At 62.7% G+C, this 22,659-nt stretch carries 27 protein-coding genes; 7 read left to right on the forward strand and 20 right to left on the reverse strand.

All coding sequences use genetic code 11. The features are described 5' to 3' along the window. Positions 1–2 precede the first annotated feature (2 nt). The 3 genes from D3H34_RS15545 (at position 3) to D3H34_RS15555 (ending at position 1,839) form a co-directional block, all read left to right on the forward strand. On the forward strand, positions 3–452 hold the full coding sequence (locus tag D3H34_RS15545) for an HAD domain-containing protein (RefSeq protein WP_119554466.1): 450 nt from the start codon (positions 3–5) through the stop codon (positions 450–452). Further along, positions 452–1,285, forward strand: coding sequence for a metallophosphoesterase (locus D3H34_RS15550; protein WP_119554468.1), 834 nt, complete (start codon positions 452–454; stop codon positions 1,283–1,285). Before D3H34_RS15545 ends, D3H34_RS15550 begins: the two co-directional genes overlap by 1 nt. 113 nt (positions 1,286–1,398) lie before the next feature. Beyond that, complete coding sequence (locus D3H34_RS15555; RefSeq protein WP_119554469.1) at positions 1,399–1,839, forward strand: helix-turn-helix domain-containing protein; 441 nt, start codon at positions 1,399–1,401, stop codon at positions 1,837–1,839. Here the strand turns inward: D3H34_RS15555 and D3H34_RS15560 are convergent, their stop codons facing one another. The 3 genes from D3H34_RS15560 to D3H34_RS34995 are packed head-to-tail and all read right to left on the reverse strand — an operon-like array spanning position 1,840 to position 3,872. Further along, the gene (locus tag D3H34_RS15560) at positions 1,840–2,466 is read right to left on the reverse strand and encodes a hypothetical protein (protein ID WP_119554471.1); all 627 of its coding nucleotides are present in this window, start codon (positions 2,464–2,466) and stop codon (positions 1,840–1,842) included. A gap of 3 nt (positions 2,467–2,469) precedes the next feature. After that, a complete protein-coding gene (locus tag D3H34_RS15565) occupies positions 2,470–3,492 on the reverse strand; it encodes a M48 family metalloprotease (protein WP_119554473.1) in 1,023 nt (340 codons plus the stop codon). Next, a complete protein-coding gene (locus tag D3H34_RS34995) occupies positions 3,489–3,872 on the reverse strand; it encodes a helix-turn-helix domain-containing protein (RefSeq protein WP_434057694.1) in 384 nt (127 codons plus the stop codon). Before D3H34_RS34995 ends, D3H34_RS15565 begins: the two co-directional genes overlap by 4 nt. Before the next feature lie 23 nt (positions 3,873–3,895). Here D3H34_RS34995 and D3H34_RS15570 point away from each other — a divergent pair, with 23 nt between their 5' ends. The 3 genes from D3H34_RS15570 (at position 3,896) to D3H34_RS15580 (ending at position 6,140) form a co-directional block, all read left to right on the forward strand. Next, entirely contained in the window at positions 3,896–4,540 is a 645-nt protein-coding gene (locus D3H34_RS15570; RefSeq protein ID WP_119554475.1) for a sce7726 family protein, read from the forward strand. A 140-nt stretch (positions 4,541–4,680) separates the two neighbouring features. Then, entirely contained in the window at positions 4,681–5,724 is a 1,044-nt protein-coding gene (locus D3H34_RS15575) for a beta family protein (protein WP_119554477.1), read from the forward strand. 113 nt (positions 5,725–5,837) lie between these two features. After that, positions 5,838–6,140, forward strand: coding sequence for a hypothetical protein (locus D3H34_RS15580; protein WP_119554480.1), 303 nt, complete (start codon positions 5,838–5,840; stop codon positions 6,138–6,140). A 40-nt stretch (positions 6,141–6,180) separates the two neighbouring features. On the opposite strand, the gene D3H34_RS15585 is transcribed toward D3H34_RS15580, so the two are convergent. Genes D3H34_RS15585 through D3H34_RS15615 form a run of 7 tightly spaced genes read right to left on the reverse strand, consistent with a single transcriptional unit; the run spans position 6,181 to position 11,571 of the window. Then, a complete protein-coding gene (locus tag D3H34_RS15585) occupies positions 6,181–6,681 on the reverse strand; it encodes a cupredoxin domain-containing protein (protein ID WP_119554482.1) in 501 nt (166 codons plus the stop codon). A gap of 57 nt (positions 6,682–6,738) precedes the next feature. Next, on the reverse strand, positions 6,739–7,473 hold the full coding sequence (locus D3H34_RS15590; RefSeq protein WP_119554484.1) for an amino acid ABC transporter ATP-binding protein: 735 nt from the start codon (positions 7,471–7,473) through the stop codon (positions 6,739–6,741). Between the two features lie 9 nt (positions 7,474–7,482). After that, the gene (locus D3H34_RS15595; protein ID WP_119554486.1) at positions 7,483–8,172 is read right to left on the reverse strand and encodes an amino acid ABC transporter permease; all 690 of its coding nucleotides are present in this window, start codon (positions 8,170–8,172) and stop codon (positions 7,483–7,485) included. After that, positions 8,172–8,909 (reverse strand): amino acid ABC transporter permease, encoded by a 738-nt coding sequence (locus D3H34_RS15600; RefSeq protein ID WP_119554488.1) that lies wholly within the window; start codon positions 8,907–8,909, stop codon positions 8,172–8,174. Before D3H34_RS15600 ends, D3H34_RS15595 begins: the two co-directional genes overlap by 1 nt. A gap of 58 nt (positions 8,910–8,967) precedes the next feature. Next, on the reverse strand, positions 8,968–9,894 hold the full coding sequence (locus D3H34_RS15605; RefSeq protein WP_119554490.1) for a transporter substrate-binding domain-containing protein: 927 nt from the start codon (positions 9,892–9,894) through the stop codon (positions 8,968–8,970). Positions 9,895–9,915: 21 nt separating this feature from the next. Beyond that, positions 9,916–11,085 (reverse strand): trans-sulfuration enzyme family protein, encoded by a 1,170-nt coding sequence (locus D3H34_RS15610; protein WP_119554492.1) that lies wholly within the window; start codon positions 11,083–11,085, stop codon positions 9,916–9,918. A gap of 33 nt (positions 11,086–11,118) precedes the next feature. Further along, positions 11,119–11,571 carry a hypothetical protein gene (locus D3H34_RS15615; protein WP_147400449.1) on the reverse strand — a complete coding sequence of 151 codons (453 nt, stop codon included), beginning with the start codon at positions 11,569–11,571 and terminating at the stop codon, positions 11,119–11,121. 96 nt (positions 11,572–11,667) lie between these two features. Between D3H34_RS15615 and D3H34_RS15620 the strand changes: the two genes are divergently transcribed. After that, positions 11,668–12,606 carry a LysR substrate-binding domain-containing protein gene (locus tag D3H34_RS15620; RefSeq protein WP_119554496.1) on the forward strand — a complete coding sequence of 313 codons (939 nt, stop codon included), beginning with the start codon at positions 11,668–11,670 and terminating at the stop codon, positions 12,604–12,606. 10 nt (positions 12,607–12,616) lie between these two features. Here D3H34_RS15620 and D3H34_RS15625 read toward each other — a convergent pair whose 3' ends face one another. The 10 genes from D3H34_RS15625 to D3H34_RS15670 form a co-directional block, all read right to left on the reverse strand. Then, positions 12,617–12,835 carry a globin family protein gene (locus D3H34_RS15625; RefSeq protein ID WP_119554498.1) on the reverse strand — a complete coding sequence of 73 codons (219 nt, stop codon included), beginning with the start codon at positions 12,833–12,835 and terminating at the stop codon, positions 12,617–12,619. A 44-nt stretch (positions 12,836–12,879) separates the two neighbouring features. Continuing rightward, positions 12,880–15,315 carry a heavy metal translocating P-type ATPase gene (locus tag D3H34_RS15630; RefSeq protein WP_119554500.1) on the reverse strand — a complete coding sequence of 812 codons (2,436 nt, stop codon included), beginning with the start codon at positions 15,313–15,315 and terminating at the stop codon, positions 12,880–12,882. A gap of 114 nt (positions 15,316–15,429) precedes the next feature. Continuing rightward, positions 15,430–15,621 carry a heavy-metal-associated domain-containing protein gene (locus D3H34_RS15635; protein ID WP_119554502.1) on the reverse strand — a complete coding sequence of 64 codons (192 nt, stop codon included), beginning with the start codon at positions 15,619–15,621 and terminating at the stop codon, positions 15,430–15,432. 100 nt (positions 15,622–15,721) lie between these two features. Further along, complete coding sequence (locus D3H34_RS15640) at positions 15,722–17,743, reverse strand: multicopper oxidase domain-containing protein (RefSeq protein WP_119554504.1); 2,022 nt, start codon at positions 17,741–17,743, stop codon at positions 15,722–15,724. 442 nt (positions 17,744–18,185) lie between these two features. Beyond that, positions 18,186–18,842: a c-type cytochrome gene (locus D3H34_RS15645; protein ID WP_119554506.1), complete on the reverse strand. Its 657-nt coding sequence runs from the start codon at positions 18,840–18,842 to the stop codon at positions 18,186–18,188. A gap of 62 nt (positions 18,843–18,904) precedes the next feature. Further along, positions 18,905–19,321 (reverse strand): hypothetical protein, encoded by a 417-nt coding sequence (locus D3H34_RS15650; RefSeq protein ID WP_119554508.1) that lies wholly within the window; start codon positions 19,319–19,321, stop codon positions 18,905–18,907. A gap of 58 nt (positions 19,322–19,379) precedes the next feature. After that, positions 19,380–20,192: a methyltransferase, TIGR04325 family gene (locus D3H34_RS15655; protein WP_167481218.1), complete on the reverse strand. Its 813-nt coding sequence runs from the start codon at positions 20,190–20,192 to the stop codon at positions 19,380–19,382. A gap of 48 nt (positions 20,193–20,240) precedes the next feature. Next, positions 20,241–20,615, reverse strand: a complete 375-nt coding sequence (locus D3H34_RS15660) for a copper-binding protein (RefSeq protein WP_205736731.1) — start codon at positions 20,613–20,615, stop codon at positions 20,241–20,243. Between the two features lie 75 nt (positions 20,616–20,690). Further along, positions 20,691–21,182: a cupredoxin domain-containing protein gene (locus D3H34_RS15665; protein ID WP_119554512.1), complete on the reverse strand. Its 492-nt coding sequence runs from the start codon at positions 21,180–21,182 to the stop codon at positions 20,691–20,693. A 45-nt stretch (positions 21,183–21,227) separates the two neighbouring features. Then, positions 21,228–22,643, reverse strand: a complete 1,416-nt coding sequence (locus D3H34_RS15670) for a multicopper oxidase family protein (protein WP_119554514.1) — start codon at positions 22,641–22,643, stop codon at positions 21,228–21,230. Positions 22,644–22,659 lie beyond the last annotated feature (16 nt).

A 22,659-nucleotide genomic window follows, 5' to 3' on the forward strand; every position in this document is an offset into this window, starting at 1 on the left:
GGGTGATCCTGTTCCTCGACTTCGACGGTGTGCTGCATCCAGAGGGGGAAGATCACGTCCTCAACGGCAGCGCCGACTTCTGCTTCCTGCCGCGCCTGGAGGCGTTGTTGCGCCAGTTCCCGTTCGTGAAGATCGTGATCAGTTCGTCCTGGCGTGAGCACCTGCTCAACAAGACGCTGCTGAAGCCGTTCTCCAGCGACATCCGGACTCGCATCGTTGGCGTTATCCCTCCTTCGGGCTTTGGCCTTCAGCCGCCGTACAGGAATCGTGAAAGAGAAATCCTCGCCTGGCTCCAGCTTCACGATGCGGTCGACGAGCCCTGGGTTGCGCTCGATGATGCCTACTGGCAGTTCGACCACTGCAAGGACCGCTTGGTGCTGTGCGGCTCGTTCGTCGGCTTCGACGACAAGGCCAGTGCCGAGCTTCGCGCTCGCTTTGAAGGGGCATCTTGATGAAAGTGCTGATTCTTTCCGACCTTCACCTCGAGTTCGCCCCCTTCGAGCCGGTACCTGATCTCGAATTCGATGTTGTCATCCTCGCCGGTGACATTCACTCGCCTGCGAAGCGTGCCGTCCAGTGGGCGGCGGATCGCTTTCGCGGCAAGCCCGTGATTTACCTCCTGGGCAATCACGAGTACTTCGATGGTCGCCTGGACACGACACTGGCCGAGGCGCACCGCGAAGCCGAAGGCAGCAATGTCCATCTGCTCGATGGTGACGAGTTGGTGATCGATGGCGTACGCTTCCTTGGCGCAACGCTGTGGACCGACTTCGCGCTCGCCATCGAGACGCCTGAAGGTCTGGTCAGCGATGCCGGACGCGCAATGAAGATGGCGACCAATCTGCTGAACGACTATGCGCTGATCCGCACGTTCGACGAGTCGGCGGAACCCGATACCTGGCGCTACAAGCAAGGAAGAAAGCTCCAGGCGGCGGACACGCTTCGGATTCATCAGGTGCAGCGAGCATGGCTGCGCGAGAAGCTCGCGGAGCCGTTCTCCGGACCGACGGTGGTGGTGACGCACCATGCACCGCACCGCGGTTCACTTGCGCAGCGCTACGCCGATGACTGGGCCTCAGGCGCCTTCGTCAACGAGCTTCCAGAGGCAATCTTTGAGGTACCCGTGCTCTTCGTCCACGGCCACACGCATCAGTCGTTCGACTATCGAGTCCGCTCTTGCCGGGTCGTATGCAACCCGCGCGGCTACGTGAACTGGAGCGGCAGGATCGAAAATAAGGCATTCGATCCGGGTCTGGTCATAGACGTGAACTCTTCCGCCACTTAAGCAGCTCATGGAACTCCTCACACGCTTTGACCGAACGTCGCAGATCCGTTTGAAATGTCCGGCCAGCGCAGCGACGTGGATGACCGCTTTGTTCTGCGCGGCACAATGCGTCCATGCCAAATATCGCCTCGATACTCAAAGCCGAAATCTCCCGCGTTGCTCGCAAAGAAGTGCGCGCTGAGATAGAAACGCTCAAGAAGGCATCCGCCGCCCATCGGTCTTCGATTGCTGAGCTACGCCGCCAAGTGGATGCGCTCGAGAAGGAACTGCGTCGGGTTGAGAAGAGTTCGAGGCGCCCCACCAGCGCAGTTGCTTCGAACAATGAAGCGACAGCAGGCACGAAACGCCGATTCAGCGCAGCCAGATTGGCGGCACATCGCGTGAAGCTTGGGCTGTCCGCAGCGATCTATGGGCAACTGGTCGGCGTGTCCGGGCAGACGATTTACCACTGGGAGCAAGGCAAGGCACGTCCGCGGGTGGCGCAACTCGAAAAACTTGCAGCAGTGCGAGATCTCGGCGCTGGCGAGATTGCAGAGCGCCTGACCACGCGGTAGTCAGAGCTTTTCGCAGATCAGCGAGGGATCGCACAGCGAAGTCAGCTCACCGATGTAAGAGGCGAGCGCCTCCCGGACCGAAGCCTCCCCTGCGTCGCAGCGACTCCCCATGATGATGTTCACGGCAACGTCGATCTTCTTCCAAGGACACACCTTGGATCGAAGCACGTCCAATCCCCATTGGTTCAGCCCTGCTTCGATGATTCGTTCCACGCAGATCACTCGGCCATGAAACGGTTCACGTGCTTCAGGCGGTAGCGCTGCGAGTGCGCGCAGCGCCCGCTTGTCTCCGGTCAGCAGCCGTGTATCCGGCGCTGCGACGAGCGATGCGAGCAGCACCGCCTCGCCAGCGTCGATGCCCAACACGTTTTCGAAATCTCCCAGGCTTTGACTCGCAGGCTCGATCGGCGCCTGCATCAAGGCGATAGCTTCGAGCACACGGTCGGCCGCCTCGACCGCGTGGAACACCCGTCCGTCAAGCTTGCTCTTTGCCTTGATGGCCCGGTACTTCGACGAGGCGAGCGTGGTGCACTCTTGCAGCGGGATACCCATCAACGACGGGATCTCCTCGAGAAGCCCCCAGTGCGCCAGCTTGCACAGCGCGTCGACGTCGATCAGCAGACGCACGCCTCAGTTCGCTCCATCCCAGCCGGTGATCTGCGACACGAGGTCTTGCAGGTCGTCGGCGACGCGGCTGAGATCCAGGTGCGAGCGCAGTTGCTGCAGCAGCGCCCCCTCTGGATCCAGGTCTTCACTGAGGAAGTTCAGCGCCGTCAACGCGGTGGGCCAACGCTTCGTGAGAAAGGCATATCTCAGAACGAAGTGTCCAGCCTCGATACCCACAGCGCCAGCAGCGCCGCGGGCCAGTACCGCGATATCCACGGGCGCGGCCAGCGCTGGCCACTTGGTCACATGCGCCGTCACCTCGTCGCCGCCCAACGTCTGGAGCGCGAAGCTGTCCGCTTCTGCTTCCTGGCCGTCTGTCGACAGCTCGGTTGCATACGTGCTCGTCTCCTGAAGCGATACATCGATGATGGAAGATCCGGGGCGCAGATGCCCCAGTGCGATGTGTCCGATTTCATGCGCCAGGATGAAGCTCAGCCAGGCCCGCGACGACTTCTTCTTCGCGATCACGATGGCCGGACGTCCGCCCAGCTGCAGCGCGGCTCCATCCATCTTGCGCACGCCCACAGGCAGGTGTGGCAAGGGAATGACCGGGATTCCGTGGGCCCAGCACAGGTCCAGAAGGGCACTGAAACCGAACTGACCAGCGCGACCGCGCATGGCCAGTGCGCGCAACTCACTTGGATTTTGGGGCAGCGGAACGTACGGGATCGGCAAGGCGGCCAGCACTGCCTGTGCGAGAGATGACGCAATGAAGCTGGCGGCCGACAGTGAAGACGCCTCGATGTTGACCGAGTGCTTATAGGCAACGCTGGCCATGGCGCCCTTGGGAACGATCTGCCCCAGCAGCAGCGGCTGAAGCTCGACGCTCAGCCGCCTGCTGATGTGCATCGCCAACTCCGCCGCGCCGCCGCGCTCCTTCTCCAGTGCAGGATCCCACCAGTCAGGCAGAAGCCGACGCACTTGCGCGCGCGTCAGGCCGATCGCCGACACGGCTTGGTAGATGGTCTTGGCATCCGGATGGGTCACTGCATGTTCCTGGTTGCCGTCGATGGCGCGTTCTTCAGGACGGGGCCTAACGCCTCGATCAATCGGGCGAGCAAGTCGGCCGTCTCCGGTCGCCCGTCCCAGACACGCTCGAGCGCGTCTCGCACACGAGGATTATCGAGCACACCGCCTATCTCGGTTATGCCATTTTCGAAATCAATATTTGCATAATCCAACAGCGGCCGAATGGCTGCCGTTACGGACTTCGTCCGCCCACTCAAAAATCGGCTCACTGTAGGCTGGCCTACACCTGCAGCCTGAGAAAGTGCATTCACAGAGATACTGTGCCGCTTCAGGTACAGCCTGAGTGCTTCTCGGGCCCGGACAGCTTCCAAGGTGGTGGGCTTTGCTGTTCTTGGCATAACTGCATTATATAATGCATAAAATGAGCACCCCCTCCATCACCGAGCGCGAGTTGCGCCAAGCAGTGCGTTCGCGACTGCTCGCGGACGCCACCAAGTCGGGGGGAAGGCTCTTCGAAGAGTTCGGGATCGAAGGTGGGGATGCACGAGTAGACCTCGCGCTGGTGGACACACAGCTCAGTGCTTTCGAGCTGAAGAGTGATCTCGATTCGTTCGCGCGCCTGCACAACCAGATTCATGCCTACAACCGCGTCTTCGACCGGGTGACGCTGGTCACGGGTCCGGTCTATTCCGAGGCCAGTCTGGCCTTGATGCCTGTATGGTGGGGCGTCTGGTCAGCCGCGCGTCGTACGGACGGTACGCTCTCGCTGCACGTGCTGCGCAAGCCGAAGGTCAATCCAGTACAGGAGCGTCTGAGCATGGCCATGCTGTTGTGGCGCGCCGAATGCATCAAAGCGCTGGCGTCGCATAGGGGCGAGTTGCCTCCCAAGCGGGCCACGAAGTTCGAGTTGCAAGAGATGCTCGCGCGGGAACTCAGCATGCGTACGCTGCGTGATGCTGTCACCGGTTTTCTTCGTGAACGGCAGTTGGGCTTCTTGCCGTCGACTTCGCTCGCGCCGGATGGCCCCTCGGATGCCGTTGCCTTCGCGCTGAACTGCTTGGCATAAGCCGTGGCGGCGTGCCCCGGCAACATGCGGCACACGCCCCGCGCACCGAAACCGCGGCATGGTGCATGCCTGGGAAATCCCGTAATCCAGTGTAAGTAATCGTGACGTACCCTCTAGACACAACGAGTCTGGAGGGACCAATGCCTGCGATATGGAAATACCTGCCCATCCTGAAATGGAAGCAGGGGGAACGGATCGCCTTGAGCAAGCTCACTGGTGCCCAGTGGGATGGAATGGTCCCGCTGATCGAAATCCTCCCCATCGACCCCAAGAAGGGGACGCTCTCCGAAATGCTGGTGCCTTACATCACCAAGATCGGGGGGCAAATGGCCAAATCGATTCCGGAGGGCACGCCAATCGCGATCGACATTCGGTACTTCATGCCTACCTACGCAAAACAGACCCAGGTGCTCACCTCGATCTGCAAGCGGCTCACGGCGCTGACCGGTCGTCAGATCATCCCGGTCATCACGGAGGCGATGGTTGCGCGTCCGGCAGACCTGCCGGACCTCGCCAAGGCCTTCGAGGTCTTCGTGCTCCGGATCCAGACACACGGCGTGACCTCCGACCAGGTCAAGGATTTCGTGAAGGTCGTGGTCGGCGCGGGAATCGCCAAATCGCGGCTTCATGTGCTCGTGGATCAGTTTTCGATCGTGGGCGTCGACCCGGCAGCGTGCGCCGCTGCCGCGCGGCATTATCTTGACGAGGCGCTCGCGGCCGGATGCAGCAGCACCACGCTCGCCGGCGGCTCCTTTCCACTGAACCTCGTGGGCCGCAAGCAAGGGCTCCACGACATCGAGCGCGTTGAATGGAAAGCGTGGAAGGCATTGGTTGCCAAGCCTGCTTACGCGAAAGTTCTCTTCAGCGACTACACCGTAAGCAACCCAGCTCCAGCGCCTGACATCGACCCCACCATGATGAATCCGTCGGTGGCCATCCGCTATGCCAGCGACGGATTCTGGCGCCTGTTCAAGGCTGGCGGCTTCAAGAAAGGGAAGCAGGATCAATACAAGAACCTGTGCATCCTACTCAAAGGCGATCCCGTGTACTCAGGTGCCGCGTTCAGTTTCGGCGACGATTGCTACGACAAAGCATCCGTCGGCGTGCTCGGCAATGGCAACCCGACCAGTTGGCGGCGCGATGCCGCGAGTCACCACCTAGTGTTCACGTCGTCGGCCATGTGAGACAGCGGTACTGATCCTGCCGCCTCCATTTTCCCCAGTGCAGCACTCACGCTCGCACGCAACAGCGCAACGTGCAGTCTCACCCCCCTGCAAACCAACCTTCGAGGAACAGCATGCCCCAACTTACAAAAGCCGATTTGCACTACACGGACTACAGCTGGACGGCCGTTCCCGGAGACGATCCGACCCAAGTCAAGACAGATGCGGATCGGTTGAGCCGCAAGGAAGGTTACGAAGTCCTTGCCTACCTCAACTCGTTTGTCGGGCCGGAGAAGGTCGACCTGTCAAAGGCAACGCGGCTCATCATCGAATGGATCGTGCATGAAAAATTGCCGTCGAATGTTCAAGGAAGAACCAAGGTCACCGCGTGGATCGTTGAAAACTACGTCACCCTGAAACCCAGTTATCCACGGTAGTGAGGGTTTCTCGCGACGGCGTGTCCTCCGGCGCCGCCCCTCAAGATCCTGTGGCGGCTGCGACCTTGACCTTGCCGACCATGCCGGCTTGGTAGTGTCCTGCGATGAGACAGGCGAAATCAAATTCACCCGCACGGTTGAAGGTCCAGACGATCTCGCCGGTCTGGCCAGGCGCGACATGCGCCATGTAGGGTTCGCAATGCTCCATGCCTGGGAACTTCATCATGAGCGCGGCATGTTCGTCGAGTTCCTTCTTCGCGCCGATCACGAACTCGTGCATGACCTGTCCTTCATTGCGAATGGACAGCCGGACGGTCTCGCCTTGCTTGACCTGGATGCGATCAGGTGTGAAGCGCATGCTGTCGCTCATCTTGAATTCCAGCGTTCGCTTGGCCGCGCTCGCATCGCCCGCGATGCCCCAGCTCTTTTGTTCCTTGCGTACCGGTCCGCTCGATGCGTTGTGATCCTCGTCGCCGTGTGCAAGGGCCAGGCCCGAGAACGCCACGGTGCTGGCGAGCAGCAATGTCTTGATCGATTTCATGTGATTCCTTGGGGGTAGTTGGGCTTGTCTGAAATGGGCTCGACGATTTTTCGACCGTCAGTGCGCGAGGATCTTGGAGAGGAAGTCCTGTGCGCGCGGTGCCCGGCTCTCGGGACGCCCGAAGAACTCATCGCTCGAGCAGTCCTCAACGATGCGCCCCTGGTCCATGAAGATCACCCGGTCGCTGACCTGCCTGGCAAACCCCATCTCGTGGGTCACCACCATCATCGTCATGCCTTCGCGTGCGAGCTTCACCATGACGTCGAGCACCTCACCCACCATCTCCGGGTCGAGCGCCGAGGTCGGCTCGTCGAACAGCATGACGATCGGGTCCATCGACAGCGCCCGCGCGATCGCGACGCGCTGTTGCTGGCCACCGGAGAGCTGGCCCGGGAACTTGTCCTTGTGAGTCGACAAGCCCACACGATCGAGCATGCGCAGCCCGCGTTCGACTGCTTCGGCACGCGAGCGTTTGAGCACCTGAACTTGCGCCAGTACGAGGTTCTCCATCACGCTCAGGTGCGGGAAGAGCTCGAAGTGCTGGAACACCATGCCGACGCGGGAGCGCAACTTCGGTAGATCGGTCTTTGGATCGCAGACCTGGATGCCATTGACCGTGATGCTGCCGCGTTGAATGGGCGCAAGTGCGTTGACCGTCTTGATGAGCGTGGACTTGCCAGAGCCGGAAGGTCCGCAGACCACGACCACCTCGCCCTCACGAACATGGGTGCTGCAATCCGTGAGCACCGCGAACTGGCCGTACCACTTGGAAACGTCGTTGATTTCGATCATTGCGTTCATTCAGATCGCCGCTGCGGCCTTGCGCCGCTGCAGCCAGGTGACCCACCAGGCGCCCGCCGTGCACAGCACCAGGTAGACGACGGCGACCAGGATGTAGACCTCGACCACGCGGCCGTCGCGTTGTCCCACCTTGCTGGCGGCGCCCAGGAAGTCGTTCAGGCTGATCACGTAGACCAGAGAGGTGTCCTTGAGCAAGGCGATGGTCTGGTTGATGAGCGAGGGCGTCATGTTGCGAAACGCCTGTGGCAGGATCACGTGTCGCATGGCCTGCCATGGCGACATTCCCAGGGACTGGGCTGCCTGCATCTGGCCTGCGCGCACGCTGCCGATGCCGGCGCGGATGATCTCGCAGTAGTAGGCGGATTCCGCGAGCACGAACGCCACGAGCGCGGCATAGATCGGCCCGACGCTGAGGTTGGGGTCCCCGGTCACGCTGCGCAGCACCACCGGCATCAGGAAATAGATCCACAGGATCGTGAGGATCAGCGGGATCGAGCGAAACAGGTTCACATACCCCGCCACGAGAGCTGCCACCGGCCGGGGCGCGAAGATGCGGGTGATCGCCAGCAGCGTTCCAAGGCCGATCCCGGCGGCCATGGAGGCGGCGACCAGAAAGGCGGTCATCTGCAGGCCCTGCAGCAGATAGGGCCAGGCGCGCTGGAGGGAGACCCAATCGAAGTCGTAGCCCATCACGCGGCTCCCAGCAATCCAGGCACCCGAACCCGACGTTCGATGCGGCGCATGAGCACAATCACGCCGTAGGTGATCGCCATGTAGATGAACGTCGCCGCAATGAAGGCCTCGAACGGATGGGCGCTGAACTCACTGAGCTGGCGGGTCTGCCCGGTGAGCTCCATGAGCCCGATCGTGAGCGCGACGGCCGAGTTCTTGAAGACATTCAAGAAGTCCGAGGTCAGCGGCGGGATGACGATGCGCAGGGCCTGCGGCAGGACCACGTGCCGGTAAGCCGCCGTGGTTCCTAACCCGAGTGCCATGGCCGCCTGCTTCTGGCTGCGCGGCACCGATTCGATGCCCGCGCGCACCTGCTCGGCCGCCTTCGCCGCCGTGTACAGGGTGAGACCGACCAGCACGGTCAGGAATTGGTTCGCCGTCGGGTTCATCTGCTTGAGCGCATTGCCCCATTCGAGTGGCAACAGCTCCGGCACCACGAAGTACCAGAGAAACAGCTGCACAAGCAACGGCGTGTTGCGAAAACAGTGGATGTACACCGTCGACAGGTACCGTACAGCGCGGTTGGGCAACGTCCTGGCGACCCCGGCGATCAGACCAATGCCCAGTGCCAGTGTCCAGGCCAGCAAAGACAGCGCCACCGTCCACAATAGTCCGCGCAGCAGCATCATGCCGTACAGGCCCTCGCCTGTGACCGAGGGTTTGAAGAAGATCAGCCAATCCCAGCTGTAGTGCATCGTGAAGAGTGCTTGGATGGTTTGTGAGGACGATCGTCAAATGTGAGGCGCCAGCGGCTTACAGTGGCTGATCGTTTGGATGACGCAGGAGCTCCTGCATGTCGGGCGACATTGGGAAGTTGACCGTCACGCTGCCCTTCACCGCGATGGGCTTGAGGAAGTACTTCTCGTACAGCGCGGCAAACTCGCCGGAGCGCATCATTCCGGTGATCACGCCGTCGACCAGCTTCTTGAAGGCAACGTCTCCCTTGCGCAGCATGCAGCCATAGGCCTCCTTCTGCTGCGGTACACCGACCACCTCCCAGTCCGCCGGATTCCTGGCGCGGGCGATGTTGCTGAAGAGAATGATGTCGTCCTGTGTCGCGGCCACCGCGCGCCCCGTCTCCACGGTCAGGAAGTTCTCGTTGATGTCCTTGGCCAGGATGATGTTGATGCCCCACTTGTTCTTCTCGTTGAGCTGCCGCAGCATGCGCTCCGCGGTGGTGCCCGCACTGACCACGACGTTCTTGCCGACCAGGTCGGACCAGTGCTTGATGCCGGAGTTCTTGCGCACCAGCAGCCGCGCGCCCACGACGAAGAAGGTCGTCGAGAACGACACCTGGTTCTGCCGCTCTGCGTTGTTCGTCGTCGAGCTGCACTCCAGGTCGACGGTCTGGTTGGCCACCAGCGGAATGCGCGTCTGCGGCGTGACTTCCAGGGTCTTGACCTCCAGCCGGGCGAGCTGCAGGTCCTTCTTCACCTGGGCGACCACGCGCTGCGAGATTTCCCAGGCGAAACCGGCCTGCTTGTTGTGGTCGTCCAGGTAGTTGAACGGGATCGAGGCGCCGCGCGTGGCCACGGTGATCGCCCCGGTGTCCTTGATCTTCTTGAGCGTGCCGTCCAGCGGCGATGCGGTCTGCGCGGCAACGCCGGCGCACAGCGCGAGGCCGGCGACGGCAAGGAAGGGACGAATCAAGGCAGAGTGAATGGTTGACTTGAGGGTCATCGCGGGCTCCAGTAGCGTGGATCAGAGGTTGAAACTCGTTTCGCAGGCGCTCAAGGCGCCCAGCAACTCGTCAAGCAGCGCCTGGGGGTCATCCAGGCCGATCGACAGGCGAATGACCGGGCCTTGGACGTCGCAGAAATTGCGTTTTGCGAGTTCTTCCGCGGGGTAGAACGCCGCGATGCTGCGCACGCCGCCCCAGCTCGCGCCGATCGAGAACAGCTTCAGATGCCCGAACAGTGCCCGGTAGGCGTCGTAGGGGCCGTCCACGAGCTGCAGCGACATTACGCAGCCGGACTGCTTGAAGTCACGCGCCCAGAGTGCATGGTCCGGCGCGCCGGGCAGCGCGGGAAAGAGCATCCGGCGCACCAGGCGGTGCGTCGCGAGTCGCTCGGCGATCAACTGTGCGCTGGTGGCCTGGCGCTCCATGCGCACCTGCATCGTGTCGAGACCTCGGGCGACCAGGAAGCAGTCCTCCGGGCTCACGGCCAGTCCCATCTGCGACTGCAGGCCGCGCAAGGACTTGTACAGGCCTTCGTCATTGGTCGCGATGCTGCCCATCAACACATCCGAATGGCCACCCATGTACTTGGTGCAGGCGTGAATGCACAGGTCGACCCCATGTGCCAAGGCCGCGAAGCCCAGTGGGCTGGCCCAGGTGTTGTCGATGGCCGTAAGTACACCGCGTGTGCGCGCCAAGGCGGTGATCGCCGGCACGTCTTCCACTTCCATCGTCACCGTGCCGGGAGACTCCAGCCAGATGAGGCGCGTGTTGGGACGCACGAGCCGTTCGATCTCCGCGCCAATGCGCGGCGGATAGAACTCGACCTCGATGCCGAGCGCCTGCAGCCGCTCGACGGCGAAGGACTTGGCCAGGCCGTAGGCGGCGTCGGTCATCAGCAGGTGATCACCCTTCTTTAGCAGTGCGAGCAGCGCACTGCAGATGGCTGCTTGTCCAGAAGGGAAGACGACACAGTGCGCAGCGCCGTCCAGTTCGGCGATGCGCGTCTCCAGGGCGCGCTGCGTCGGCGTGCCGGTCGTGCCATAGCTGAAGCCATCGGGCAGGCGGGTGCGGCGGTTGACGAAATCGTCGAGTGAATCGAAGACGACGGTGGAGGCACGCCACACCGGCGGGACCAGGCTGGCGAATGCGCCCCGAGGAGAGGTGTCGAGATTGGGGATGGGAGAGTTCACGATGGAAGACGGCGTTGTTCGTTGGAAGTGCGATCAATTGGCGGGTGCGGATTCGATGAGCTGCAACGCTTGCTTCATCTGGTCGACGGCCATGTTCTCGAGGTCGGTGTAGACCTTCATCTCCACCGTCAGGCGGGCGAAGGTTTCCTTGGCCGCAGCGATCTTGGCCGGGTCGTTGGTCTTGGGGTTGGCCAGTGCCGCTTCGAGGCGCTTGTACTCGCTGGTGAGAAAGGCCGGTTGTTCACCGATGGCGCGCAGGCCCGCGTTGGTCATCGAGCGGATACGCAGCACCATCTTCACGTCCGACTGCTCCATCTCGCCCTGCGCGCGCTCCAGCGCGAGCTTCGCGGCGAGCGCTTGCTGGCTGTCCGGCTTCTTGGTGGCGGCGATGGCTTGGAACTTGGCGATGTCGCCGGAAAAATCGTGTGCCCACGCAGGTGCTGCACATGCCAGGGCGGTCACTGCAAGAACTGTTTGAAGTTTCATGTCGCTTCTCCGGAAGGTGGCTGAAGACGCCAACTTTAGGACGACGGGGATAATCTGAATCGCGCTCGAAATTCTTTGTCCATAAACGGTTGTTATATGTTGCTCCGAGAAATTGAGGTGTTCCGTTCCGTGATGTCCGTGGGGTCTGCGAGCAAGGCCGCCGCGCTGCTGGGCGTCACGCAGCCCGCCATCAGCCAGTCGCTGCGCAGGCTCGAGGAAGCGGCCGGATTCCCGTTGTTTCGCCGGCTGCGAGGCCGCCTGCAGCCCACGCCCGAAGCGCAAGCCCTGCTGGTCGAGGTCGAGCGTGTCTTCGTGGGTCTGAGCAGCATCGAACACCGGATGCGCAGCCTCAAGCGCTTCGGCGTCAACACGCTGCGCATGGCGGTCTACCCGGCCTTCGGCCTGACCTTCGTCCCCCGCGTGCTGTCGCGGCTCGTGTCCGAGCGCCGCGATGCCGATGCCCGGCCCCAGATCTCGCTGCAGGTGCTCAGTTCGCGGGAGGTGCACGAAGCCGTGCTGGGGCGCCAGGTCGACTTCGGATTGATGGCCGACGAGATGCCGACGACCGGCCTGGAGCATTCCGAATTTGCGCGCTTCCCGGGCGTGGTGGTGATGCATGCGAAACACCGGCTGACCAAGGCCAGGACGATCCAGCCGCATCAGCTCGCGGAAGAGCCGTTCCTCGCGCTCAACCCCGAGGACGCGTCCAGGCGGCGCCTGGAGCGGGCATTGGCGGAGTGCAACGTCGGTTTGAGCGTGCTGGTCGAAACCCCCTACGCAGCAAGCGTGTGCGAAATGGCCCTGAGCGGCATGGGCATCGGCTTTGTCAATCCGGTCACCGCCATGGAGTACGCCCAACGTGGACTGGTCATCCGTCCACTGTCTCTGGAAGTCTCCTTCGCGGGGGTGCTGGTACTGCCCCCGGGACAGCCGCTGTCCGGCCTCGCCTCGCGAGTGCTTCAGCTCATGCGCATGCAACTGGCCGAAGACCAGAAGGCCCTCGCAAATCTTCTCAAACCCCGCGCCAAAGCTTGACCGCCAAGCCTCAGTGACGCTTCGTTCTCGTCCCGCAGCAACGAGGCTTTTGCGCCTCGGCGGCCAGGACCCCGTAGGCCTTGGCCACTGTCTCGCTGATCGGTGCATCGGCAGGGGCGCAGGCCTCGATGGCGCACAGCAAGTGCTCGGCAACCGCCCAGTTTCGCTGTCGCAGGGCCTCCTCGTAGATCTCCAGCAAGTGCAGCTCGAGTGGCTTGGGTCTCTTCATGGGAACTCCTTCGCGCGCAGCGAAGCCGCCCGGGCCGCAGGCCCCTAGGTCGATCTTTCGCCGACGTGGGACGCATGAACATCGCTCTTGGCTCCACGCAAGCGCAAGGCGTTGGTGATGACCGAGGCCGAACTCAGGCTCATCGCCAGCGCCGCGATCATTGGCGACAGCAGCCATCCCGTGAACGGGAACAGTACGCCTGCGGCCAGCGGCACGCCAAGGGCGTTGTAGAGAAAAGCGAAACCAAGGTTCTGCTTCATGTTGGCGATGGTCTGCTCGGAGATGACGCGCGCCTGCGCGATGCCTCGCAGATCGCCCTTGACCAGTGTCACCTGGGCGCTGTTCATGGCGACATCGGTGCCGGTGCCCATCGCCACGCCGACGCCGGCCTTGGCAAGCGCGGGGGCGTCGTTGATGCCGTCACCTGCCATCGCGACGACGCGGCCCTCGCGCTGCAGCTTGTCCACCAGCGCGAGCTTGTCCGCGGGCTTGACTTCTCCGTGCACCTCGTCAATGCCCAGCTTCGCAGCGACGGCCCGGGCCGTGGTCAGCCCGTCGCCTGTGGCCATGATGACCCGCATGCCCGAGGCCTTGAGTGCGGCCAGCGCCTCCATGGTGGTGGCCTTGATCGGGTCCGATACTGCAAGCAGGCCGGCCGGCTGGCCGTCCACCGCCAGGAACATGACACTCGCGCCCTCGGCTCGCATCGCCTCTGCCTGCGGCTTCAGGTCGTCGACCCGCACGCGCAGCTGTTCCATGAGCGCCGTGTTGCCGAGCGCCAGCTTCCTGCCGCCCACGCCGCCGCTCACGCCGATGCCGCTGCTGGATTCGAAACCGTCGGGCGTGTCCAGCGCCAGGTTGCGCTCGCGCGCCGCCCGCACGATGGCATCGGCCAGCGGGTGTTCGCTTCCCTGGTCCAGGCTGGCCGCAAGGCGCAGCACCTCATCTTCGGTGAAGCCTGGCGCGGGCACGGCCCGCTCGAACTGCGGCCGGCCTTCCGTGAGGGTGCCGGTCTTGTCGACGATGAGCGCATCGACCTTGCGGAAGTTCTCGATCGCCGCGGCATCGCGGAACAGCACGCCCTGCGTGGCCGCCTTGCCCGTGGCGACCATGATCGACATCGGCGTCGCGAGGCCGAGCGCACAGGGACATGCAATGATGAGCACCGCCACGGCATTGATGAGGCCGTAGACCCAGCTCGGCTGCGGTCCGAAGAATCCCCAAGCGAAGAATGTCAGCACCGCGATGCCGATGACGGTCATGACGAAGTAGCCGGCGACGTGATCGGCCATGCGTTGCATCGGCGCTCTGGAGCGTTGAGCCTGCGCGACCATTTGGACGATGCTCGCCAGAACGGTCTGCGAGCCGACCTTTTCCGACTGCATCACCAGGGCGCCGTTGGTGTTCAACGTCGCACCGATGAGCTTGTCGCCGACTCGCTTGGTCACGGGCAATGGCTCACCTGTCAGCATGGACTCGTCGACGGCGCTGCTGCCTTCGATCACCACGCCGTCCACGGGCACTTTTTCTCCCGGCCTGACGCGCAGCTTGTCTCCGACGTGCACATGGCCGATGGGGACGTCTTCCTCCGTGCCGTCGGCGCCGATCCGGCGTGCCGTCTTGGGCGCGAGACCCAGCAGAGATTTGATGGCTGCGGAGGTTTGCGAACGTGCCTTGAGCTCGAGGATCTGCCCCAGCAAGGTCAAAGAAATGATCACCGCGGCCGCTTCGAAATACACCGCCACGCGCCCCATCGAAACGAACGAGGCGGGAAATACGTGCGGCGCTACTGTGGCGACCACGCTGTAGATGAACGCGGCGGCTGTGCCCAGACCGATCAGGGTCCACATGTTCGGGCTGCGGTTCGCCACGGATTGCACCGCGCGCTCGAAGAACGGCCACCCGGCCCACAGCACGATCGGCACGGCGAGCACGAGTTCGATCCAGCTCTGCGTGCCCATCTCGAACCACTGCAGGCGGTGGCCGGCCATGGCGAGCACGGTGACGACGACGGTGAGCGGCAACGTCCAGAAAAAGCGCCGCTTGAAGTCCTTCAGTTCGGGATCTTCCCCCTCGTCGAGCGTCGGCATCTCGGGCTCCAGCGACATGCCGCACTTGGGGCAGTTGCCTGGGTGATCCTGTCGGATCTCCGGATGCATGGGGCAGGTGTAGATCGTGCCTGGAGGATCGGGTTGAGCCGGCTGCGCGGGTGCAAGCACGAGCGGCGCCGCCGACTGCGCGCCGCGCTTTGCGTACTTGTCTGGGTTGGCCTCAAACTTGGCTTTGCACCCCGCACTGCAGAAATAGACCGGCCTGCCTTCGTGCTGCAAGACGTGCGCGGACCGCGTGGTCACCGTCATCCCGCAAACGGGATCCTTCAGAATCGCATCGGTCTCAGGCGAAGGTTCTCCGGAGGCGGGCGGGTGCGCCCCGTGATGCCCCTGGTGGTGTTCATGCGGGTTGGAAGGCGTAGGGTTCATTCGAGTTCTCCAACGAAAAATTGGCTGGATGCACCCCACACGGCAGTGCATTCAGTCCGCACAGGCCAGCATGAGACCACCAGCCGATTGAGGCCGCTGTCCCGTGCGGGCGGATCACTTCGGCGGGTAGCCGGCTTCCGTCAGGGCCGCGGTCACAGACTCACGGTCCTCGGCGCTGTCGACGCGCAACGTTTTGGTCGGCAGGTCGACTTCGATCTTCGCCGTGGCGTCCAGATTCTTCACGGCCTGAGCGATCCGGCTCGCGCAGCCACCGCAGGACATCGACTGGATGACGAACTCTTGCATGAGAGACTCCTTGGTTGAAATTGATCCCAGTGTCAGGCTTGACATCGTGTGAAGGTCAAGCGACTTGCGCCAGATCCTCCAACCGTGTGGCCCCTTGCATTCAGGCTTCCACCTCGAGGACCATCATCAGGCCGCCGCCTCCGTCCTGCTCGACGTTGTTGTTGGTCGTGTGGTGCGGGATGTGGCAGTGGACCAGCCATTTTCCGGGCCGCAAGGCCTTCCATATCACGTCGTAGCGCTGACCGGGGCCGACATTGACGGTGTCGGCCTGGAAGCGCGCCGCCTCTGGCAGGACGTACCCGTCCCTTGCGACGACAGTGAACGGGCCGCCGTGAACGTGCATGGGGTGCACGAAGTTGTTGTTGCTACCCACGAACCTGAGTTTGATCGTCTCGCCGACCTTCATCTTCACCGTGTCGGTTGCGGGAAATGCCTTGCCGTTGATGGTGAAGTAGTTGGGAAGACCGCCTTCCATCAGCATGGCGGGATAGGTCAGGCCTTCGCGCTTGAGCCACTCCTGCAACTGCAACACGTACTCATGATCGGCCTTGGGGGCCTCCTGCGGGCTCTTGGGATCGATGATTAGCGCACCGTACAGACCGAAGGCCTGCTGACGATCGACATGATCGTGTGTGTGATAGAAAAAAGTCCCAGCCTGCTCGGTCGTGAACTCGTAGGTGTACGAGCCGCCGGGCTGGATCGGCTTCTGCGTGATCTTGGCGGGGCCGTCCATTTCGTTCGGCAAGATCAGGCCGTGCCAGTGCACCGTGGTGCTTTCGGGCAAGCGATTGGTCACCTTGATGCGCACGCGATCACCTTCCGTGACCCGAATCCTCGGGCCCGGAATCGTCGCATTGAACGCATAGCCTTCGACCGTCACATCCGGGAGAATGTTCCAACGGATGACGCTGGTCTCGAGATTGAAGACCTTGACCCCGTTGTCCAGCGTCGGGACCAGGTCCACGTCGCCACGGGCCTGCGCTGCGGCAGCCTGTGTGACCAGACGCGGGTGGATGGCCGACATGTCGCGCATCGCGTCGCCCGGTGTGTCCCACCCCATGATCATCGACGGGGGCATGATGGCGCCGCGCACATCCCGGTTCGACAAGCACATGTTCACGAACATCGCGGGCATCGTCATGCCGGCGAGCAGCATGAGCGTGGTCGTCATGGTCACCGCAGCCAGCTGGGGCCGCGTCACATTGGGGCGCATGCTGTGGCCATTGCGGCCACCATGTCCATCCTGGCCGGGCCGCGTGCCGTGCGCGTTGCCGGCTGGAGCGTCAGTTGGCGCCTTTTCCGGGAACGAGCCTTCTGCGCCTTCTTCATGGCCCGCGTGAGCACCATGACCGTGCCCCGTGTTGGTTGGCGTGCCGTGCCCCTCCGTAGCCACTGCGGCGATCCCATGATCGCCTTCTGCGGGCATGTCCGATCGGCCGCCGGTTGCCTTCTTGAGCTGACGTTCGGTCATCAATCCGTGCTTCATCTTGCGCGACACCATCCAGACGTTCACCGGGTAGGTCACTGCAAATCCGACGGCCACGCCCAGGGACATCACGCCCCAGAAGACGAGTTCGGTCGGATCCATGGCGCGCATGTCCCGGCCCATCATCAGCAGCGCCATCACCGGTGCCATGCCCGCCATCATCGCGTTCATGCTGATGAACTCCGGCATGAAGGACTTCTTGACGTTCTCCAGATACGTGCCGCCCATCATGTTCTTCATGAAGAGGGACTGAAAGACGAAGAGGCCGAACGCGAAGCCTGCGACGTACTCGACGATCAGGTCGACCCACATCGGAAGACCCAGCACGGCGGTTACGACGGCGGCCAGGATGATCCCGGTCGCATCGCCTGCAACGCAGTGGATCGTCGAGCCTACGCCTTGCTTCCACAGCGGTTTGACGAATTCTTCGTGCTCTCCGGGAGCTGGCTCCTTGTCTGCCATCACGTACAGCAGAAGGCCCAAAGGCCCCAGGTACAGGGTGACGAGGATGAACCCCCACTTCATCACCAGCGGCTCGGGGTTATGGCGCAACTGGTCCCATGCAACGTAGGCCGTCGACAAAGCAGCCAGTACAAACCAGACAACGAGAAAGTAGTCAATCGGCTGAACGAACATGGAGCTTGCCTTTTCAAGAGGCCGGACAAAGCGACTCGCAGGAACAGTTGGTCAGCGTCCTCGTGACTTGTCTCTTCGAGACAGACGCAAGGGGTCTGAATGCATACAGACAAGGACGCCGTCGGGCCTCTCAGACTGGCCGGTGATGGACGCGATGTCTGTCAGACGCTCGCTCTACCAGGATGCGGCGGTCATCGAGCGCCCCGTCGACGGCGCTTGGCTTTCCTCGAACCACTCAGGCGAGCTGAGCCCTGGTGTTTGTCGCCCGCGGGGTTTCTCTTCCGATGCTTCCGGCGTTGCCACACGATGACGGCCACGAAGACGACCACGCCAACGAGCCAGGCGATGAACATCGTGCCTACAACATTGGTTGGGACCCAACGCCCCGTCACGTACATGCCTACCTCCTAAGGCGAGAGCAACTCTGGGTGCATGGCGTCGTTCAATGCAGCCCCGCGATGTAGTCGGACACGGCCTTGATCTCGCGATCGTTGAGCCTGGCTGCAACGCCGCTCATGGGCACGCTGTTGAGTCGCGCCCCATCGCGAAACGCAGTCAGCTGCGCGGCGATGTATTCGGCGTGCTGCCCGCCCAATCTCGGGTACTGGATCGGGATGCCAGCACCGTTGGGACTGTGACAGCCCGCGCAGGCCGGCACATTGCGATCCCCGATGCCACCGCGATAAATCCTCTCGCCCAGTGTCACCAGGTCCCCGTCTTTCGCGAACCCTGGCTTGATAGGCTTGGAACCCAGGAACCAGGCGACGTCGCGCATTTCCTGCTCAGACAGCATCGCGGCCATGCCGCTCATGACCGGACTCTTGCGTTTGCCGGATTTGAACTCCTGCAGCTGCTTGACCAAGTACTCGGGATGCTGCTGAGCCAGCTTGGGATTGGCGGGGATGGCCGAATTTCCGTCCGCGCTGTGGCACGCGGCGCACGACTTTCCATTGAAAACGACTTCGCCGTTTGCAATGTCGGGTTTCGATTTGGCGGAGACCCTGTCGATCGACGCCGGTGCGGCAGGATCGGCCGCGAACGAAAAACCTGAAGCGAGTCCACCGAGGGTGAAGAGAAGAAGGGACGCAAACAATTTCATGAGGTGCTCAGGTTTGTGATGGGCTGGCTGCAAAGACGGTTGGAGGTCGTGTGGAGGCCGCGTCAGCCACCAGACGCTCGTGCATGCGACAGCACGCGAACGGGTGTGTCGCACCTGACGACGTTGGTCCAGACGACGTCGCCTAGCGCGACAGATGTCGCAGGATCCAGCATCACGATGTGTGCATGTCGCCGCCCCGTGGAACGATCGACCAGGATGGCGAAGCGCCGTACTGCAAGTTCATCGGCGCTGGCCGTCTTCCTGCAGTCCGTGCGCCCGCCGCGCTGGATCTCGTTGGCGCGGCCAATTTCGACAATCTCGCCCGTGCGCCAGCCGTCCTGAAAATCGCGATGCTGCCGGTAGAAATCGGCGCAGCCCGTCAGGCCGGCGGAAATCGCCACAACGAGAATCCTGTTCGCAACAGAATGCGCCATCACGATGGTGCGATGCCTCGACTTCCCCGTGTCGACGGCAGGCAACGTAGATCCCGACCTTCCGGGACTGGCCAAGGCCTGTCGACGCCCTGCTTGGCGCTGCTCAAATGGCAAAGTAAAGGCCACTGAATGTCGGGAAGCATCGCGCGGGAAATCCCGGCAGGTAGAGTGAACGCTCGGGAACCTGCCATTGGTCGCGAAGGGTGTAGCCCAGCGCTTCGATTTCCGTGATGAAGCGTTGGCGGTTGTAGACGTGCATCGGCGCAAAGCAGCCAGCGCCGGCGTTCTGCGTCGTGACGTAGTCCTCGCCGTCGTAGAGTGGGAGCTTGTTCAGCAAGACATGCCGCGGCCGCATCTCGCACCGTTGCAGCAGGTCGCCAGGACGCGCGTTCTCCAGATAGTGCAGGGAGCCTGCAGCGATCCAGATGTCGTTTCCGTTCAGCGCCTGCGCCAGGCCGTCGACGAAGCTCAGTGCACCGGCCCCGGCACTGCTGGCCATTTCCCGTCCGATGGAAGCAATAGCAGGCACTTCGACGACGCGCCAGGACAAGCCACGAGGCATGTCGAAATAGCGGCGATACGCGTAGAAGTGCACGCCCACCGAGCCGCCGATGTCGAGCACCTTGGTGGCACCGCCTCTGAACGCGCGTTCGAGCCACCACATCACGGGGTAGTCGTATGCGAACACCTTCTTCGTGCGGACATTCACGTACTCTTCCGCCAAAGCTGCGTGGTCGAATTCCGGACTGTCAGGCAGCCAATCCCGCGCTTCGGAAAAGTTGTCGAAGACGCCGAAGTAACTGCCGAACCCGGCCTCGGAAAAGAACTGCTGGCGTCGCCAGCGCCGCAACGCCGGCCGGGTGACCGGTCCCTCCAGGATCTTCCGAACGACTTGCGAAGCACTCGAGTAAGCCATTCTTTCCTCCATCCTTCGGTGGTCGCTGCCCGTTGATTTTTTACGCGCTCAGCGGGCCGATTCGATCTTCGTGACAACGATCTTGCCGTCGATCTTTTCCGCCTGGAAACGGACCTTGGCGCCCGTCTCGAGCTTGTCGAGCATGGCGTCGTCCTTGACCCCGAACACCATCGTCATGCCAGGCATGTCGAGGTTCTTGAGCGGGCCGTGCTTGATCGTGAGCTTCTTGTTGTCCTTGTCCACCTTGCGGACCTCGCCTTCGGTGAGGTCCGAGGCAGCGGCCGCGTCCGAGGCGCCGGCCGCTGGAGCCTTTTCGGACATGCCCGGCATGTCAGCCATGGATTTGGATGATTGCGCGCCGGCAGCGCCAGTGAACGAGAGTGCGGCAACGAAGGCCAAGAGTGCGATGCGGGTGTTGGTCATGAGGATCTCCTGAGATATGAATGAATTTGGAGTCCCGCCGCGTTCCGATGGAAGCCGGCGGCGGGAGCGCCTCGCTTACTTTCCGGTCTTGGTCACGTTCACGGCACCCTTCATCCCGGCGTCGTAGTGGCCGGGCTGCAGGCATGCGAAGTCGACCTTGCCGGCCTTGGTGAACTGCCAGACGATCTCGCCGGTCTTGCCCGCGGCCAGCGTCACCATGTTCGGATCGGAGTGCTCCATCTCCGGGTTCTTCTTCATGACTTCGTAGTGCTCCTTGAGCTCCTTCTCGGTCCCGATCACGAGCTCGTGCTTGAGTTGACCGGAGTTCTTGATGACGAAGCGCACGGTCTCGCCTTGCTTGACGCTGATGTTCGCCGGCGTGAAGCGCATGCTGTCGGTCATGTCGACGTTGATCGTGCGTGTCGCCTTGGTGGCCACGCCGGGCTTGCCGATCGCCTCGTCGGCATCGTGGCCGTGACCACCGGCATGGGTGCCGGATGCCGAAGCGCCGGCGGCGGCCAGGGCCACCAGTGCCGCGAGCGCCGTGTTGCGGAAGTTGTGTTTCATGGGTTTTCCTTTGAGAGTTGGAGGTTGAAACGGAGGGTGAGAAAACTAATGGCCCGAGTGGCCGCTGGCGGGCTTTCGAATCTGGACTTCGATGTTCTTGGCGGGCATGTTCTGGGCAGGCATCGCGGCTGCGCCGGCACCACGTTGGCGCGAGGTCTCAGGCGGCGGTCCATTGAATTCGTAGGCGACCGTGCCCTTCGGATGCTTGAACCAGCCGGGATTCGAGTAATCGCCGGCCTTCTGGTTTTTGCGGACCTTGACCATGCTGAACATGCCGCCCATCTCGACCGAACCGAACGGGCCTTCACCCGTCATCATTCGCGCGGTGTTGTCGGGAATGGGCATTTCCATCTCGGCCATGTCGGCCATGCCGCGCTCGCCCATGACCATGTAGTCCGGCACCAGGCTTGTGATCTGCTTGGCCACGTCCTTGTGGTCCAGGCCGATCATGGTCGGCACGTCGTGGCCCATGGCGTTCATCGTGTGATGGCTCTTGTGGCAGTGGAAGGCCCAGTCGCCTTCCTCGTCGGCCAGGAACTCGATCTGGCGCATCTGGCCGACAGCCACGTCGGTGGTCACCTCGTACTGGCGCGATGTCTTGGGCGTCGGGCCGCCGTCGGTGCCCGTGACCAGGAACTCGTGCCCGTGCAGGTGCATCGGGTGGTTGGTCATCGTGAGGTTGCCGATGCGGATGCGCACCTTGTCGTTGAGCCGCACGTTGAGCGAATCGATGCCGGGAAAGATCCGGCTGTTCCAGGACCACAGGTTGAAGTCCAGCATCGTCATGATCTTGGGCGTGGCACTGCCGGGCTCCACGTCGTAGGCGTTGAGCAGGAACACGAAGTCGCGGTCGACCTTCTCGATCAGCGGATGCTCGGCCTTGGGGTGCGTCACCCAGAAGCCCATCATGCCCATGGCCATCTGCGTCATCTCGTCCGCATGCGGGTGGTACATGAAGGTGCCGGGACGGCGCGCGACGAACTCGTAGACGAAGGTCTTGCCTGGGTTGATCGGTGGCTGGTTCAGCCCGACAACGCCGTCCATGCCGTTGGGCAGGCGCTGGCCGTGCCAGTGGATGCTGGTGTGCTCGGGCAGCTTGTTGGTCACGAAGATGCGCACGCGGTCGCCTTCCACCACCTCGATGGTCGGGCCGGGCGACTGGCCGTTGTAGCCCCACAGGTTGGCCTTGAAGCCGGGCGCCATCTCGCGCACCACGGGCTCGGCCACCAGGTGGAATTCCTTCACGCCGTTGTTCATGCGCCAGGGCAGCGTCCAGCCGTTGAGCGTGACCACGGGGTTGTAGGGGCGTCCGCTCGAGGGCATCAGCGGCGGCATGGTGTTGGGTGTGGTCTGGAGCACGGGCTCCGGCAAAGCTGCCATGGCCACCTTGCTCACGCTGGCCGCGGCGATGGCGCCCGTGATGGCACCCGCACCGCTCAGGAAATTGCGTCTGTTTGTCATGTGGTTCAATTCGGTT

The sequence above is a fragment of the Acidovorax cavernicola genome (assembly GCF_003581445.1).

Coding starts and splice junctions, on each gene's coding strand:
- D3H34_RS15550 (WP_119554468.1), top strand. CDS start 452: ATGAAAGTGCTGATTCTTTCCGACCTTCACCTCGAGTTCGCCCCCTTC.
- D3H34_RS15555 (WP_119554469.1), top strand. CDS start 1,399: ATGCCAAATATCGCCTCGATACTCAAAGCCGAAATCTCCCGCGTTGCT.
- D3H34_RS34995 (WP_434057694.1), bottom strand. CDS start 3,872: ATGCCAAGAACAGCAAAGCCCACCACCTTGGAAGCTGTCCGGGCCCGA.
- D3H34_RS15570 (WP_119554475.1), top strand. CDS start 3,896: ATGAGCACCCCCTCCATCACCGAGCGCGAGTTGCGCCAAGCAGTGCGT.
- D3H34_RS15575 (WP_119554477.1), top strand. CDS start 4,681: ATGCCTGCGATATGGAAATACCTGCCCATCCTGAAATGGAAGCAGGGG.
- D3H34_RS15580 (WP_119554480.1), top strand. CDS start 5,838: ATGCCCCAACTTACAAAAGCCGATTTGCACTACACGGACTACAGCTGG.
- D3H34_RS15585 (WP_119554482.1), bottom strand. CDS start 6,681: ATGAAATCGATCAAGACATTGCTGCTCGCCAGCACCGTGGCGTTCTCG.
- D3H34_RS15590 (WP_119554484.1), bottom strand. CDS start 7,473: ATGATCGAAATCAACGACGTTTCCAAGTGGTACGGCCAGTTCGCGGTG.
- D3H34_RS15595 (WP_119554486.1), bottom strand. CDS start 8,172: ATGGGCTACGACTTCGATTGGGTCTCCCTCCAGCGCGCCTGGCCCTAT.
- D3H34_RS15600 (WP_119554488.1), bottom strand. CDS start 8,909: ATGCACTACAGCTGGGATTGGCTGATCTTCTTCAAACCCTCGGTCACA.
- D3H34_RS15605 (WP_119554490.1), bottom strand. CDS start 9,894: ATGACCCTCAAGTCAACCATTCACTCTGCCTTGATTCGTCCCTTCCTT.
- D3H34_RS15615 (WP_147400449.1), bottom strand. CDS start 11,571: ATGAAACTTCAAACAGTTCTTGCAGTGACCGCCCTGGCATGTGCAGCA.
- D3H34_RS15620 (WP_119554496.1), top strand. CDS start 11,668: ATGTTGCTCCGAGAAATTGAGGTGTTCCGTTCCGTGATGTCCGTGGGG.
- D3H34_RS15625 (WP_119554498.1), bottom strand. CDS start 12,835: ATGAAGAGACCCAAGCCACTCGAGCTGCACTTGCTGGAGATCTACGAG.
- D3H34_RS15630 (WP_119554500.1), bottom strand. CDS start 15,315: ATGAACCCTACGCCTTCCAACCCGCATGAACACCACCAGGGGCATCAC.
- D3H34_RS15635 (WP_119554502.1), bottom strand. CDS start 15,621: ATGCAAGAGTTCGTCATCCAGTCGATGTCCTGCGGTGGCTGCGCGAGC.
- D3H34_RS15640 (WP_119554504.1), bottom strand. CDS start 17,743: ATGTTCGTTCAGCCGATTGACTACTTTCTCGTTGTCTGGTTTGTACTG.
- D3H34_RS15645 (WP_119554506.1), bottom strand. CDS start 18,842: ATGAAATTGTTTGCGTCCCTTCTTCTCTTCACCCTCGGTGGACTCGCT.
- D3H34_RS15655 (WP_167481218.1), bottom strand. CDS start 20,192: ATGGCTTACTCGAGTGCTTCGCAAGTCGTTCGGAAGATCCTGGAGGGA.
- D3H34_RS15660 (WP_205736731.1), bottom strand. CDS start 20,615: ATGACCAACACCCGCATCGCACTCTTGGCCTTCGTTGCCGCACTCTCG.
- D3H34_RS15665 (WP_119554512.1), bottom strand. CDS start 21,182: ATGAAACACAACTTCCGCAACACGGCGCTCGCGGCACTGGTGGCCCTG.
- D3H34_RS15670 (WP_119554514.1), bottom strand. CDS start 22,643: ATGACAAACAGACGCAATTTCCTGAGCGGTGCGGGTGCCATCACGGGC.